The sequence below is a fragment of the Nocardiopsis sp. CNS-639 genome (genome assembly GCF_000381685.1).
Taxonomy (GTDB): domain Bacteria; phylum Actinomycetota; class Actinomycetes; order Streptosporangiales; family Streptosporangiaceae; genus Nocardiopsis; species Nocardiopsis dassonvillei.
This window is the reverse complement of sequence record NZ_KB906859.1, coordinates 34,568-48,516: the sequence shown is the minus strand read 5'-3', so window position 1 is coordinate 48,516 and position 13,949 is coordinate 34,568. Positions and strand designations below refer to the sequence as shown.

Below are 13,949 nucleotides of genomic sequence, written 5' to 3'. Positions count from 1 at the left end.
TCAGCTCTGGCCGCCTGGTGGCCTTTGCTACTAGTACACAAGGAGTTCCCGTGACCCAGACCCGCGATGACAACGTCACCTGGCTCACCCAGGAGGCGTACGACCGGCTCAAGTCCGAGCTGGACCACCTGTCGGGGAGTGGGCGCATCGAGATCGCGGAGAAGATCGAGGCGGCCCGGGAAGAGGGCGACCTCAAGGAGAACGGCGGGTACCACGCCGCCAAGGAGGAGCAGGGCAAGATGGAGGCCCGCATCCTCCAGCTCACCGAGATCCTGCGCACCGCGCGGGTCGGCGAGGCGCCCCACACCGAGGGCGTGGTCGGCCCCGGTATGACCGTCACCGTCAAGTTCGACGGGGACGACGACGAGGTCACCTTCCTGCTCGCCTCCCGCGAGGAGAGCGGCTCACCCATCGACGTGTACTCGCCCAGGTCACCGCTGGGCTCCGCCATCAACGGCAAGCGCGTGGGGGAGAACGTCAGCTACACGCTGCCCAACGGCAAGAGCCTGGGCGTCGAGATCATCGACGCCGTGCCCTACACCGGCATGTAGCGGCGGTTCGGCGATCACGGGGGCGGTTGTCCGACCGCCCCCGCCGCTTTGGGGGCGCCCCTCACCGGGGCGCCCCTTCGTGTGCGCGGCGGGGATCCTCCGGAGGGTCCCCCGCGTCGTAGTCTCGAAGCACACTCCCGCGGCGGCTTCCCCGGCCGCCGGTCCGACGAACCGAGGGATTCCCCGCCGACATGTCCTCGCTCCACTGGAACCCCCAGGAACCCCGCCCCGGCGCGTACCCGCCCCCGAACGGGGGGTGGGGTCCCGGCGGCCCCGTGCCCGGCCAGGGCGTGTCCCCTCCGGGCGCCGGATGGGGCGTGCCGGGGCAGGGCGCGTTCGCGGGTCCGGTGCCGGGCCCGTTCCCGACCCCGACACCGGAGAGGGCCACGTTCGGCCGCCGTCTGGCCGCCCGCGCCATCGACTACGTCCTCGTGGTGATCGCCGCGGTCGTGTTCTTCGTCCTCATGGCCATCGTGACGGTGGTCCTGACCGGCAGCGACCAGACCACCGACGCCGAGGGCACCCTGTGGGCGCTGCTGTTCGTGTTCGGGTGGGGTCTGCTGCTGTTCTTCTACGACTGGCTGTACCTGGTCACCTGGGGGCGCACGCTCGGCAAGATGATGGTCGGGATCAAGGTGGTCAGCGCCGCCGACGGCGGCAGGCTCAGCCAGGGGCAGGCGATGGGCCGCTCCGCGTTCTTCGGCTTCCCGCAGTCCCTGCCCGTCGTGGGCCACGTCTTCACGCTGGCCGAGTCCATGGCGGCGCTCGGCGAAGAGAAGCGCGCCCTGCACGACCGGGCCGCCGGAACCGTGGTCATCCGCACCTGAGCCGTCCGGGGCCGGGTGCGCCGGAGGGTTGTCCCCGGGTGGGAACTCCCCCTTCCGGGGCGGTTCCGCCGCGGCCTGGCGTGGTGAAGGGGGTTCCCACCCCCGCCCCGTGCTGCCCGCACACCATCGATGCCCGCCCCGCGCCCCGACGCCGACCGGGGCCGTGGCCCGAGCCCACACCTGCGTGCCCATCTGGAGCGCCCCGACACCAGCCCGGGGCGTGTCGCCGCACCCCACGGCCCCGCGACCCCGCGACTCACGGCTCCGGGCAGGCCGGGGCGCCGTTCCCGCCGTCGGCGAACACGGCCGGGACGTAGTTGCCCTCACCGATCCGGTACCAGGCGCTACTCGTCCCGAACGTCCCCGCCATCGCGTCGCCGACGGCCTGGCAGGCCACGTCGACGTTGGCGCTGTGCGCGGCCAGGCCCACCGGCTCGTGCTCCAGCCCCGGACCGCCGCGCACGACCACGGGGTGCCGCTGGTCGGCCGCGGTGATCCGCGCGCGCCTGCGGTACTCGCCGGTCCACAGGTAGTCGACCCGCACCCATCCGTTGGTGGGCAGTTCCAGCCCCTGCCGGAACGCGCCGTCGGCCAGGTCGATACCCGCCGGGTTGCGCACCCGGCGCCCGAACCCGTCGAGACCGCCGTTGTGCCCCAGCGTGTAGGCCGCCTGCGCCTGCGGGCGCCCCCGCGCCAGGTCGGGCCAGGTCTCGCGTTCGGCGTTCCAGTGGTCGTCCCTGGTGTTCCAGGGCCCCACGTCCCACACCGGCAGGTAGGCGCAGCGCGGCCGGTGGTCCTCGGTGACGCCCCGCCCCTCGGAGCCCAGGGCGCCGGTGGTGCACACCCGCACGGTGTACTCGCCGCCGCCCCGGACCGCCAGGCCCCGGCGGGAGGGCAGGGCGGCGAAGTGGTCGTTCTCGCGGATCCTGTGGCCGTTGGCGGTGGTGTTGCCGACCAGTCCGATACGGGTGGCGAAGAGGGTGGCCGAGAACGGCTCGGTGCGATCGCCGTGGTCGCCGGAGTTGTCAGAGTCGCCGGGACCCGAGGGGTCGGTGGGGGTTTCGGGGCCTCCCGGTGCGGAGGGGGCGGGGGAAGCGCCGGGGCTTCCCGGTTCCACCGGTTCCGAGGGGCCGGTGGGAGCGGCGGGACCGGTCGGCGCGATCGCGTGGCCGTCCTGCCCGTCGCCGGGCTCCCCGGTAGCACCGCCCCGGGGCGGCTCCCCGTCCTCCTCCAACGGGCGGATCCGCAGTCCCGTGAGGCCGCTCCCCTCCCCGCTGACCCGCACCCGCAGCTGTACCCGCGCGACCTCGTGCGGCAGCGTCACCCGCCCGTCCCCGACGGGGTGCCACTCGGTCCAGGCCCCGCCGGTCCGGTCGCCGCGCAGTTCGGTGGTCACCTCCCCCGGACCGCCGTCCGTCCGCACCCGCACGTCCACGGTGTCGGCAGGGGCCTCCAGCGGCTGCGGGGGAAAGACGGCCAGACCGCCGCGCCGGGGCTCCGGACCCCAGCGGGCCACGGGCCCGCGGCCCGCGTCACCGTCCAGGCGCAGCGTTCCGGACTCCAGGACCAGGCCGATCAGGTCGGCGGAACCCGGTTCCTGGCGCAGCCAGCCCTCCTCCGCGAGCGCCGGGGCCGGGGGCGCGAGGAGCACGAGAGCGCCCAGGGACGCCAGGATCTTCGCGGTGCTTCTGGCGCGCTCGCGCCTCGTATGGGACATTCCCGCCCTGCCAAACACGTGGAGTTATCAGAATGAGCACTCCCAGTAAGCAATCCGGCAGGAACGCACTCAAGCAGCTCGTGTCGGGTGTCGGCCTCACAGCGGTAAAAGTCCGACTCGGGGACACGGTGGAACCTGTTCCGGGAACGGACACGGCCCGGGTCCCGGTGGCCGCGGACGCCGACCCGGCAGCACCCGCACCGGCCTCGCCGCGGGTGCGGGGAGCGGTGTCCTAGGCGAAGGCCAGCAGGCAGGCGGTGAACCCGTGCACGTGGTTGACCCCGCCGACCGGGCCGATCTCGCCCGCGGCGAAGAACCCGGCGACGGCGTCGACGCCGAGCACACGGTGGACGGCCAGGACGTCGTGGTCGGACTGCGGGAAGAGGGAGGACCCGCGGCCGTTGCAGGAGAAGAGCAGACCGGCGCCGACGGGGTGTTCGGCGCCGAAGTCGCTGAGGCGGCGGGCCAGGTCCTCGTCCGCGGTACCGGCGTCGCGGACCTGGAAGCGGACGGTCTGGCCGACCTCGACCATGTCGTCGATGCTGAGGGCGCCGAGTTCGGGGTCGGCTCCGGCCAGGGTGCGGATGAGGAAGTCGCCCTGCTCGTGGCGGTCGACGTACTCGTCCATGGCGATGCCGATGTGCAGGCCGTGCTCGGCGAGTTCGCGGTCCTCCTCGGAGAGGGACTCGACCAGCTCCTCCAGCTTCTCGTAGGCGTTGGTGCCCGCGAGTTCGAGCAGGAGGTTGCCCTCGGCCTTGGTGACGGTCATGGGCGAGCCGATGGGGCGGCAGCCCTGGCTCACGACGGTGCCGAGGACGTTCTCGCCGCCGACGAGGACGCCGATGGCGCCGTGCTCGGCCACCTCGCCGTCGCAGAAGAGCCGCACCGACTCCTCACCGCGCATGCCGTCGGCCATACCGCCGACGAGGGGCAGGCCGCCGAGGGCCTCGGTGGACTCGCGGACGAAGGCCTGGGTGGGGAACTCGTAGGGGTTGGTGAGCAGGATGGCCACGCTGTCGCGGGGGCCGGGCTCCTGCATACCGATGACGGCCAGGTGGTCGTCCTCGACCACGGTGTCCAGTCGGAACGGGGTGATCTCCACGCCGGGCAGACCGGCGCACCACACGCTGACCGAGCCCTGGCCCTCGACGCTGCGGCCGCCGCCGATGACCCCGGTGGAACTGCATCCGAGGGTGGCCGCGTCGCCCGCCAGTTCCATGACGCGCTTGCCCGCGAGGGTGACCTCCTCGGGGTCGGCGCCGCAGACGAAGAAGCACACCAGGTCGGTAGGGCCGTCCACCTGTTCCAGGGCACTCAGTACGGCGCGCTCGGCCGCGTTCACGAGGTCGGCCCCCGTCGTCAGTGCATCACCGAACCGTGCCACCAGCTGCCACCCCCGGTTTCGCCGGCCGTCGCGGCCGGACGCAGGACTCCACCGTCGCGTCCCATTCTTCCACCTCGGCGTCGAACAGGAGGTTTTCCGGTGAACTGACACGGACTCCGACAGCGGTGCGGCGTGCGGGCAGCACGATGCGGCCGGAGCCCCTGGGCCCCCTTGTATCCAGGAAACAGCACGCCAACCCCGGAAACCAGACGCTCCTTGACGGCTGTGGATAGGTTCGTGGGGTGAGCGCCCTTCCCGAAGCCCCCTCCCCCGCCCCGTCCCCGCTCCCGCGCACCCGCGCGGACCTGCGCGGATCCGGGCACGTCCACCGACCGGTCGCCGCCGAGGTGCGGGAGAACCTGCTGCGGCGGATGGCCTCGGGACAGCCCCGGTTCCCCGGGGTGCACGGGTTCGACACCACCGTGCTGCCGCAGGTGGAGCGAGCCCTGCTGGCCGGACACGACATCGTCCTGCTCGGCGAGCGCGGCCAGGGCAAGACCCGGCTGATCCGCACCCTGGCGACCCTGCTGGACGAGTGGTCTCCGGCGGTGGCCGGGTGCCCGGTCAACGACCACCCCTACGCGCCGGTCTGCCCGGCCTGCGTGCGCCGTTCGGCCCGGGAGGGCGACGGCCTGCCGGTCGTGTGGCGGCACCGCTCGGAGCGCTACGGCGAGAAGCTGGGCACGCCCGACACCGGTGTGGGCGAGCTGATCGGCGACGTGGACCCGGCGCTGCTGGCGCGGGGACACTCCCTCGGCGATCCCGAGACCATCCACTACGGCCTGGTGCCGCGGGCCAACCGGGGCGTGTTCTGCGTCAACGAGCTGCCCGACCTGCCCGCACGGGCCCAGGTGGCGCTGTTCAACGTGCTGGAGGAGCGCGACCTCCAGGTACGCGGCTACGACCTGCGGCTGCCGCTGGACCTGCTTCTGGTGGCGAGCGCGAACCCGGAGGACTACACGAGCCGGGGGCGCATCGTCACCCCGCTCAAGGACCGCTTCGGCGCGCAGGTGCGCACCCACTACCCGCTGACCCTGGCGGACGAACTGGCGCTCATCCGGCAGGAGGCGGCGCTGCCCGAGGGCACGACGGTGCCCTCGCACCTGCTGGAGGCCGTGGCGCGCTTCACCCGGCTGGTCCGCGCCTCCAAGAAGGTGGACGCCCGTTCGGGGGTGTCGGTGCGCTTCTCGGTGTCCGCGGCCGAGACGGTGGCGGCGTCGGCGCTGCGCCGGGCGGCCCTGACCGGCGGGGAGGTTCCGGTGGCCCGGGTGTGCGACCTGCCCGCCGCGGTGGAGCCGCTGCTGGGCAAGGTCGAGTTCGAGACGGGTTCCGAGGGTCGCGAGGCGGAGATCCTGCACGCGCTGCTGCGCCGGGCGGTGGCGGAGGTGTTCCGCGAACGCCTGGGGACGGCGGACCTGTCCGCACTCGCCGACCGCTTCTCGGGCGGCGGCACGGTGGAGACCGGTGACCTGGTGGGCGCCGCCGAACTGCTCCGGCGGGTGGGCGCGGTTCCGGGACTCGCGGCGATGATCGGGCACGCGGCCCCCGATGACGAGGACGGCCCGCCGACCCCGGGGCTGGCCGCCGCGGTGGTGGAGTTCGCGCTGGAGGGCCTGTACCTGGAGCGCCGGCTGTCCAAGGACGCGCTTCCCGACGGAGGGGTCTACCGCTTCTAGGTTGCGTTCTTGCGAACCCGCGCTCCGCTTCGGTCGGTGCTCGGCGCCCCCGGCGGCACAGGAGGACGTTCAGACGGGCCCTCGGTGTTTCCCAGGCGGTGCCCTCCGGAGGCGTCCGCGCGCCGGGGGCCGCTCGGGCGCGGCCGTTCGGCGGCCGACTCGCCCGGCCAGGACTGCCGGTTCCCGAATCGGGAAGATAGCCGGTGCGTGTGCGCGGGGCGAGCGGTGCGTGTGCGCGAGGCGAGAGGGAGGCGGACGCCTGTGAGGTTTCGGTACCGGGAGTACATGGGCGGACCCGACCCGCTGGCCGAGCCCGACCCGCCACCCGAGGAGGCCGTGGCGGCGGCGCGAGAGCTGCTGGTACTGGTCGCCTCGGCACTGGAGGCGGCTTCCGCTTCGCGGGTCCCGGAGACGGGTTCCGCGACCGACCCGGAGGACCCGGGAGTGGATTCCGCGACCGGTGGGGGCCCGGGGGCGGGTTCCGCGAGCGGCCCGGGGGTTCTGTCCGAGGAGGACCGGCGGCGGCTGTCCGCCCTGGAGGACGTCCTGTCCCGGTACGCCGACGGCGACCGCGCGGCCCTCGGCCAGGCGGACGCCACCGCCCTGGGCCGTCTGCCGGGGCTGCTGGGCGGGGAGGCCGGTCGCATCCTGGCCCGCCTGGACGGGGCCGACCACGGCCTGAGCCCGCGCGAACTGCGCCGCCTGGGCGAGGTGGCGCTGCGCGAGGCCGAGGCCTCCCGGCGCGGACGCGGAGGCCCCGGCGGAGCACACCGGGGAGGCAGCGCGCCCGGCGGGGAGCCCACGGGCCTGTCCCTGCCCCGCGACGAGGACGGCGACCGGCCGTTGGACGCGGTCGCGACCGTGCGCGAGGCGGCCCTGCGCCGGGCCCGCCCCGGAGAGCGCGGCGTGGCGCTGCGGGCCGAGGACGTGCGGGTGGCCGGGGCGGAGCCGTCGGAGGCCGCGGCCGTGTCCCTGCTGGTGGACCTGTCCCATTCGATGGTGACCCGGTCCCTGCACGAGGCCGCCACCCGGACCGCGCTGGCCCTGCACACCCTGGTGTCCACGCGCCGCCCGCAGGACCGGCTGCACCTGGTCGGCTTCGGGGAACGGGCGCGGGAGCTGACCCCCGCCTCACTGGTAGCGCACGACTGGCGCCGCGTCCCCGGGACGAACCTGCACCACGCGCTGCGGCTGGCCCGCGCCCACCTGCGGCGCCACGGCGGCCTGCGCCCGCAGGTACTGGTGGTCACCGACGGCGAGCCCACCGCGCACCTGGGCGAGGACGGCGACGCCCGGTTCTCCTGGCCCCCGGCCCCCCGCACGGTGGAGCTGACCTTCGCCGAGCTGGACGCCGTCCTGCGCGGGGGCGCCGAGGTGACCTTCTTCCTGCTGGCGGACGATCCGCGGCTGCGCGCCTTCCAGGAGCTGGTGGAGCGGCGGCGCGGGACGCGGGTGGTGCACGCCGGAGCCGAGGAGCTGGGGCCGCTGGTGGTGGACCGCTACCTGCGCTGAGCCGGGCGCCGCGAGGGCGGGCCGGACCACTTGGCCACCACGGCGGGGAACCGGCGCGGACACCGGGACTCCGCCGGGGCTCGTGCCGCCCGGTCCCGGGACAGCGGCCCGCCCGGCCGGGTACCGGGACAGCGGCCCGGTGTGGTCGGCTCCGAACTCCGCGCGGGCTGCCGACGGCCCAGCCGGTCAGCGGCCCGACGGGTCAGCGGCGCGGCGGGTCAGCGGCGCGGCGGGTCAGCGCTCGAAGATGCTGACGTCGGAGGCCAGCACCAGCAGCTCCTCGGGGGCGCCGCCGCCGGAGTAGAGCAGCTGGTGCCGGTTGGCGGGCATGACCGTCTCGGTGAACCGCAGCGGGCGCATGCCCTCGTAGACCACCCGCTCCTGCACCAGCAGCGGGATGCCCGGCCCCAGCCCGAAGGAGTCCGCCTCGTCCTGGGAGGGCATCCGGGCGCCGACGATGTCCCAGTTCCACTCTTCCCGGTACCCCAGTGACCGCAGGACGGCGGTGACGCCCTCCTCCAGACGTTCGGGGGACATGAGCGGGGTGTTGCTGGCGATGCCGTACGGGAAGTAGGTGACCTGGGACTGCCACAGGCCGCCGTCGACGAACCGGTCGGAGGAGCGGATGACCACCAGGTCCCCGCGCGTACGTCCCTCGGCCCCGTCGCTGCGCAGGCGCTTGGCCACCTTGGGGCGCATGGTGTCCAGGCTGACCTTGATCTTCTCCTGGACCTGGTCGTATCCGGCCTCGCGCAGGTGGGGCTGGTAGCCCGCCTCGAAGCGCTCGGAGTCGCCGCCCCCCGTCACGGGGGTGGCCAGGTGGACGATGGGCCGGTGGTCGGCGACGAAGGCCCCGCGTCCGGGCTGGATGGCGACGCGCCCCTCGTCCTGGAGGATGCGCATGCCCAGACGGGCGGTGGCGCGGGAGACGTCGAGCTGCTCGGCGAGCTCCTCCTCCCCCGGCAGCCGCTCACCCGGCTTGTAGTCGCCCCTGGCCAGTGCCTCGCGCAGGTGGTCGGCGACAACCGTCTTCCTCGACGTGCTCATGCTTGTGCTCAGTCCCGGTGGTAGGCGTTCATATTGCCGTTTTCGTACTGGTAGCGGATGCTGTGGCCCGCGTAGACGGTGTGCACGAGCCGGATGGGGCGCTCTTCGGACAGGTCGGTCCGGTGGACGGTCAGCACCGGGACCCCGGGCGGGAGTTCGAGCTGGCCCGCCTCCTGCGGGCTGGGCATACGGGTCTCCAGCTCGTCGACGAACCCGACCTGGCGCTGTCCGTACTCGGCCAGCACCGACAGGGCGCTCTCCACGTCCTCGGGAAGCATGAGCGGGGTGCCCTCGACGAGGTCCATGGGGTAGTAGGCGGTGCTGACGGAGGCCGAGACCTCCCCCGAGAACCGGTACATCCGGCGGACGACCGTCATGTCGCCCTCGGGAACGCGCAGGCGGCTGGCGATGTCGGGGGTGGCGCTGAGGAGCTGGAGTTCCTCCAGGACCTGCCCGGTCATACCGGACTCGTGAAGGCCCCCGGGGCCGACGCGGTTGGCGTGGAAGGTCTCGGGGACCACGTCCTGGACGTAGTGCCCGCGCCCGGGGCGGCTGACGATCAGCCCCTGGTTGCGCAGCATGCCCAGGGCCAGCCGGATCGTGTTGCGGGACGCCTCGAAGCGCTCCTCCAGCTGCTTCTCCGACGGCAGCTGCGCGCCCCGGGTCAGGGAGCCCTCCTGGATCTCGCGCCGCAGGGTTCGGGCGATCTGTCGGTATCTGCTTTCGGCCCGCATATATCAGTCCTCGCCGGGGTATGAGACCAACAACCTAGCTTGTACCAACAAGATGATCGGAACACCAGGAGATCAGGTCCATCTGGTCAACATGAGCCCATTTTAAGTGAAGGCCACCCTCAGTACGCGACACCGCCGGAAGAACACTCCCCAGAACGGGCGTCGGCGGTTCCCCTCCCCTTCGACCCAGGCGCCTGACCCCCGCGGCACCGCAAAGGAAACACCACGGTGAGACACCGCTCGGCGTCCCCCCTCTCCGGAGGAGGGCACGCAGGACACGGATAGGAACTTCCCCCCGAGGAGAACACCATGATCCCCATCGTTATCGCCCTCGTCGGAGTCGTACTCCTGGGCCTGGCCGCGGGGTTCTTCCTCGCCGTCTCCATCGGCATCCGCCGACAGGACCGCCGGGGCACCTACCGCTCCCTGCGCGAGGACGGCGAAGGCACCCCCCTCTCCCGCACCGGGAGCCTCGTGGTGGGGCTGCGCTTCCGCGACGGGGAGCACCCGTCCGCCCCCTCCACGGACCGCACGCCCACCGCGGTCTGAGCGGGAATCGCTGAGACGGACGCCGCGGCGACGGAGCCGCGGCGCGGACGGGCCCGGCGGTGACCCCCACCCCCGAGAGCCCTGCTACTCCTTCCCCCAGCCCAGGAGCCGAGGCGGCCGAGGCGGCCGAGGCCGCCGGCGCGGACCGACGAGAGCCGATCCGCGCGACGCCCCTCCTAGCCCTCCAGGGCCTGGAGCAGGTCCGCCACCAGGTCGTCGGCGGACTCGATGCCCACGGAGATCCGCACCAGGTCGGCCGGGACCTCCAGCGGGGAGCCCGCGGTGGACGCGTGCGTCATCCGCCCCGGGTGCTCGATCAGGGACTCCACCCCGCCCAGGGACTCGCCGAGGGTGAAGACCTCGGTGCGCTCGCACAGGGCGAGCGCCGCCTTCTCACCGTCGCGCAGGGCGAAGGAGACCATGCCGCCGAAGGCCCTCATCTGCCGTTCGGCGGTCTTGTGCCCCGGGTGGGTGTCCAATCCGGGGTAGAACACCCGGCGCACCGCGGGGTGGCCCTCCAGGGCCGCCACCACCTTCTCGGCGTTGGCGCTGTGCCGGTCCATGCGCACGCCCAGGGTCTTGATCCCGCGCAGGGTCAGCCAGGAGTCGAACGGCCCCGGGACCGCGCCCATGGTGTTCTGGTGGAAGGCCAGCCGCTCGCCCAGCTCGGCGTCGGAGACCACCAGCGCTCCCCCGACCACGTCGGAGTGCCCGCCCAGGTACTTGGTGGTGGAGTGCACGACCACGTCCGCGCCCAGGGTCAGCGGCTGCTGGAGGTAGGACGAGGCGAAGGTGTTGTCGACCACGTGCAGGGCGCCGGCGTCGTGCGCGATCTGCGCGACGGCCTCGATGTCGGTGATGTTGAGCAGGGGGTTGGTGGGCGTCTCGGTCCACACCACCCTGGTGTTGGGCCGCACGGCCGCGCGCACGGCCTCGGGGTCGGACTGGTCGACCGCGTCCCACTGCACACCCCAGCGCTCGACCACCTTGGAGACCAGGCGGAAGGTGCCGCCGTAGGCGTCGCCGGGGATGATCAGGTGGTCGCCGGGCGAGAGCACCGTGCGCAGCAGGGTGTCCTCGGCGGCCATGCCGGAGGCGAAGGCCAGGCCGCGCACCCCGGCCTCCAGGGCGGCCAGGCACTCCTCCAGGGCCGTGCGCGTGGGGTTGCCGGTGCGCGAGTACTCGTAGCCCTGGCGCAGACCGCCCACGCCGTCCTGGGCGTAGGTGCTCGTCTGGTAGATCGGCACCACCACGGACCCGGTTCCGGCGTCCGGCTCCTGCCCCGCGTGGATGGCCAGCGTTTCAAACCCGTCGAACTTCATGGGGCCACCTTAGTGCCCGCTGACCTCACCGATCGCGTTTTCCACAGGCCGGCGCCAGCGGGCGCGGGCGCGCCTGGGAGCCGTCCACAGGCGCGGACCGGGGCTGGCGCCGCGGGCCCTCCCCGCGGTTTCCTGGATAACGGGGGGTCCCCGGGGACCCTCGGCACCGTGCTGCCCGCGTACCGGCCCTAGACGGGCGGGAAGCGGGTGGAGGACCCGGGCCGGGGCGGCTCGGCGGGCACCTCCGGCGGCAGCCCGGTGACGGGGGTGGGCACCCGGGTGGGGGTGCCGGTCTCGCGCAGCGGCGGGTCCCAGCCCAGTTCCGGGTCGTGGGTGCGCACGACCTTCCCGGGCACGCCGGCGATGACGGCGTGGTCGGGGTAGGTGCCCGGCCGGACCACGGTGCCCGCGGCCACGACCGAGTTGCGGCCCAGGTGCACGCCGGGCAGGATCACCGCGTTCGCGCCGATCCAGGTGCCGTCGCCGATGCTGACGGGGTCGTCCACCGGCCACTGGAGGCCGACGGGGATCTCGGTGTTGCCGTAGGCGTGGTTCTGGTCGGTGATGTAGACGTAGGGGCCGGTGTACACGTGGTCGCCGATGTCCACGGACCTGTGGGCGACGATGTGCGAGCCGCGTCCGATGGCGCAGCCCGAGCCGATCCGCACGACCGTCCCGGGGCCCAGGTCGTAGTCGGGCCCCATCCCGGCGGCGAGGGTCATGTCCCCGCCCAGGACGGTGTGCACGCCGATCTCGATCCAGGGCTCGCCGTAGAGGGTGGCCGTGGGGAAGGCGATCGCCGAGCCCGTGCCGAAGCGCGCGAACCTGCGGGCCGCCCTGGAGTCGGCGCGGATTTCGGCCTTGGTGCGGGCGTACGACCAGACGGAGCGGAGAACCCAGGACAACAGCCGCGACACGCGTGCCCCCATTTATTACCTACCAGTAACTGTCGCGAACATTAGCAGTGTTCGAGTATGCGACGACATGTCCGGTCGGTACACAGCGGGGCCCGAACCGTGCTCGGTTCGAGCGCGGTCCGGGCCCCGTGGCGGCTTCGCGGAGGCTCCCGCGGACGGGATCAGCCCGACAGGTGGGCCAGCAGGTCCTGGCGGGTGAGGATCCCCACCGGCTTGCCGTCGCGCAGCACCACCAGGGCGCCGGACCCGCGCAGCAGGCGGACACAGTCGCTCACGGGGGTGCCGGTGCCCACCGTGGCCAGCGGCCTGCCCATGTGGGTCTCCACCAGGTCGTCCAGCTGCGCGCGGCCGTCGAAGAGGGCGTCGAGGAGGTCGCGCTCGGCGATGGAGCCGACCACCTCGGCGGCCATGACCGGGGGCTCCTCCTTCATCACCGGCAGCTGGGAGACGCCGTACTCGCGCATGATGGCCACGGCCGTGCCGACGGTCTCGTCCGGGTGGGCGTGCACGAAGTCGGGCATCTCCCCGCCCTTGGCGGCCAGCACCTGGCCCGCCGTGGCCTCCTCGGTCTCGGCCGACAGGAAGCCGTAGTCGGCCATCCACTCGTCGTTGAAGATCTTGCCGAGGTAGCCGCGGCCGCCGTCGGGCAGCAGCACGACGATGACGTCGTCGGGACCGGCGTCCCGGGCCACGCGCAGGGCCGCCTCGACGGCCAGGCCGCAGGAGCCTCCCACCAGCAGGGCCTCCTCGCGGGCCAGACGGCGGGTCATGAGGAAGGAGTCCTTGTCGCTGACCGCCACGATGTCGTCGCACACCGAGGTGTCGTAGGTGCCGGGCCAGATGTCCTCGCCCACGCCCTCGACCAGGTACGGGCGGCCCGAGCCGCCGGAGTAGACCGAGCCCTCGGGGTCGGCGCCGACGATACGCACCGCGCCGCCGGAGACCTCCTTGAGGTAGCGGCCGGTCCCGCTGATGGTGCCGCCGGTGCCGATGCCCGCCACGAAGTGGGTGATGCGGCCCTCGGTCTGCTCCCAGATCTCGGGGCCGGTGCTGTGGTAGTGCGACTCCGGGTTGTTCGTGTTCTCGTACTGGTTGGGCTTCCAGGCGCCGGGGATCTCGGTGGCCAGCCGGTCGGAGACGGAGTAGTAGGACTCCGGGTGGTCGGGGGCGACGGTGGTCGGGCAGACCACGACCTCGGCACCGTAGGCGCGCAGGACCGAGAGCTTGTCCGGGCCGACCTTGTCCGGGCAGACGAAGACGCAGCGGTAGCCCTTCTCCTGGGCCACGATGGCCAGGCCGATGCCGGTGTTGCCCGAGGTCGGCTCGACGATGGTGCCGCCCGGCTTGAGCTCGCCGCTCTTCTCGGCCGCCTCGACCATGCGCAGCGCGATGCGGTCCTTGACCGAGCCGCCCGGGTTGAAGTACTCGACCTTGGCGAGGACCGTCGGGGCGTTCGGGCCGAGGACCTGGGTGACCTTGTTCAAACGGACGAGCGGAGTGTCCCCGACCAGGTCGATCAGTGAGTCGTATACCCGCACTTGCGCTCCCTCTGCGTCGTGGCGGCCGGGTTTCGGCCCGCCATGTCCTCGCCCCGGTGGCGAGCCCGGGGCGCTGGGCCGGTCCGACCCGTCTCAGTTCAGACTCTAATGGTCTCCACCAGCCGGTTCCGCTGCGTCGGGAAACCGGCCGCCCTCCCGCGGAGGAAGGCCGGAG

Annotated in this window: 12 protein-coding genes; 5 read left to right on the top strand and 7 right to left on the bottom strand. The window is 73.2% G+C overall.

From position 1 onward, the window contains the following. Window positions 1-50 precede the first annotated feature (50 nt). Both greA and G011_RS0111360 read left to right on the top strand, forming a co-directional pair. Window positions 51-551 carry a transcription elongation factor GreA gene (gene greA / locus G011_RS0111365; protein WP_013151152.1) on the top strand — a complete coding sequence of 167 codons (501 nt, stop codon included), beginning with the start codon at window positions 51-53 and terminating at the stop codon, window positions 549-551. Window positions 552-742: 191 nt separating this feature from the next. Beyond that, complete coding sequence (locus tag G011_RS0111360) at window positions 743-1,378, top strand: RDD family protein (protein WP_019608581.1); 636 nt, start codon at window positions 743-745, stop codon at window positions 1,376-1,378. A 256-nt stretch (window positions 1,379-1,634) separates the two neighbouring features. Here the strand turns inward: G011_RS0111360 and G011_RS0111355 are convergent, their stop codons facing one another. Together G011_RS0111355 and G011_RS0111350 are read right to left on the bottom strand one after the other, a co-directional pair. Then, the gene (locus G011_RS0111355; RefSeq protein ID WP_026338218.1) at window positions 1,635-3,095 is read right to left on the bottom strand and encodes a hypothetical protein; all 1,461 of its coding nucleotides are present in this window, start codon (window positions 3,093-3,095) and stop codon (window positions 1,635-1,637) included. 232 nt (window positions 3,096-3,327) lie between these two features. Then, window positions 3,328-4,479: an FIST N-terminal domain-containing protein gene (locus G011_RS0111350; protein ID WP_036552563.1), complete on the bottom strand. Its 1,152-nt coding sequence runs from the start codon at window positions 4,477-4,479 to the stop codon at window positions 3,328-3,330. A gap of 242 nt (window positions 4,480-4,721) precedes the next feature. On the opposite strand from G011_RS0111350, the gene G011_RS0111345 reads away from it, so the two are divergent. Next, the gene (locus tag G011_RS0111345) at window positions 4,722-6,155 is read left to right on the top strand and encodes a sigma 54-interacting transcriptional regulator (protein WP_019608578.1); all 1,434 of its coding nucleotides are present in this window, start codon (window positions 4,722-4,724) and stop codon (window positions 6,153-6,155) included. A gap of 261 nt (window positions 6,156-6,416) precedes the next feature. Continuing rightward, window positions 6,417-7,667 (top strand): VWA domain-containing protein, encoded by a 1,251-nt coding sequence (locus G011_RS0111340; RefSeq protein WP_026338217.1) that lies wholly within the window; start codon window positions 6,417-6,419, stop codon window positions 7,665-7,667. 234 nt (window positions 7,668-7,901) lie between these two features. Here G011_RS0111340 and G011_RS0111335 read toward each other — a convergent pair whose 3' ends face one another. Continuing rightward, window positions 7,902-8,714: a GntR family transcriptional regulator gene (locus G011_RS0111335; RefSeq protein WP_019608576.1), complete on the bottom strand. Its 813-nt coding sequence runs from the start codon at window positions 8,712-8,714 to the stop codon at window positions 7,902-7,904. Between the two features lie 8 nt (window positions 8,715-8,722). After that, window positions 8,723-9,448: a GntR family transcriptional regulator gene (locus G011_RS0111330; RefSeq protein ID WP_013151146.1), complete on the bottom strand. Its 726-nt coding sequence runs from the start codon at window positions 9,446-9,448 to the stop codon at window positions 8,723-8,725. 309 nt (window positions 9,449-9,757) lie between these two features. Between G011_RS0111330 and G011_RS0111325 the strand changes: the two genes are divergently transcribed. Next, a complete protein-coding gene (locus G011_RS0111325; RefSeq protein ID WP_019608575.1) occupies window positions 9,758-9,997 on the top strand; it encodes a hypothetical protein in 240 nt (79 codons plus the stop codon). 176 nt (window positions 9,998-10,173) lie between these two features. Here the strand turns inward: G011_RS0111325 and G011_RS0111320 are convergent, their stop codons facing one another. The 3 genes from G011_RS0111320 to G011_RS0111310 all read right to left on the bottom strand — a co-directional run bounded on the left by G011_RS0111320 (window position 10,174) and on the right by G011_RS0111310 (window position 13,774). Continuing rightward, a complete protein-coding gene (locus G011_RS0111320) occupies window positions 10,174-11,319 on the bottom strand; it encodes a cystathionine gamma-synthase (RefSeq protein ID WP_019608574.1) in 1,146 nt (381 codons plus the stop codon). Between the two features lie 188 nt (window positions 11,320-11,507). Next, window positions 11,508-12,248: an acyltransferase gene (locus G011_RS0111315; RefSeq protein ID WP_013151143.1), complete on the bottom strand. Its 741-nt coding sequence runs from the start codon at window positions 12,246-12,248 to the stop codon at window positions 11,508-11,510. A gap of 149 nt (window positions 12,249-12,397) precedes the next feature. Continuing rightward, the gene (locus G011_RS0111310; protein ID WP_019608573.1) at window positions 12,398-13,774 is read right to left on the bottom strand and encodes a cystathionine beta-synthase; all 1,377 of its coding nucleotides are present in this window, start codon (window positions 13,772-13,774) and stop codon (window positions 12,398-12,400) included. Window positions 13,775-13,949: the final 175 nt, after the last annotated feature.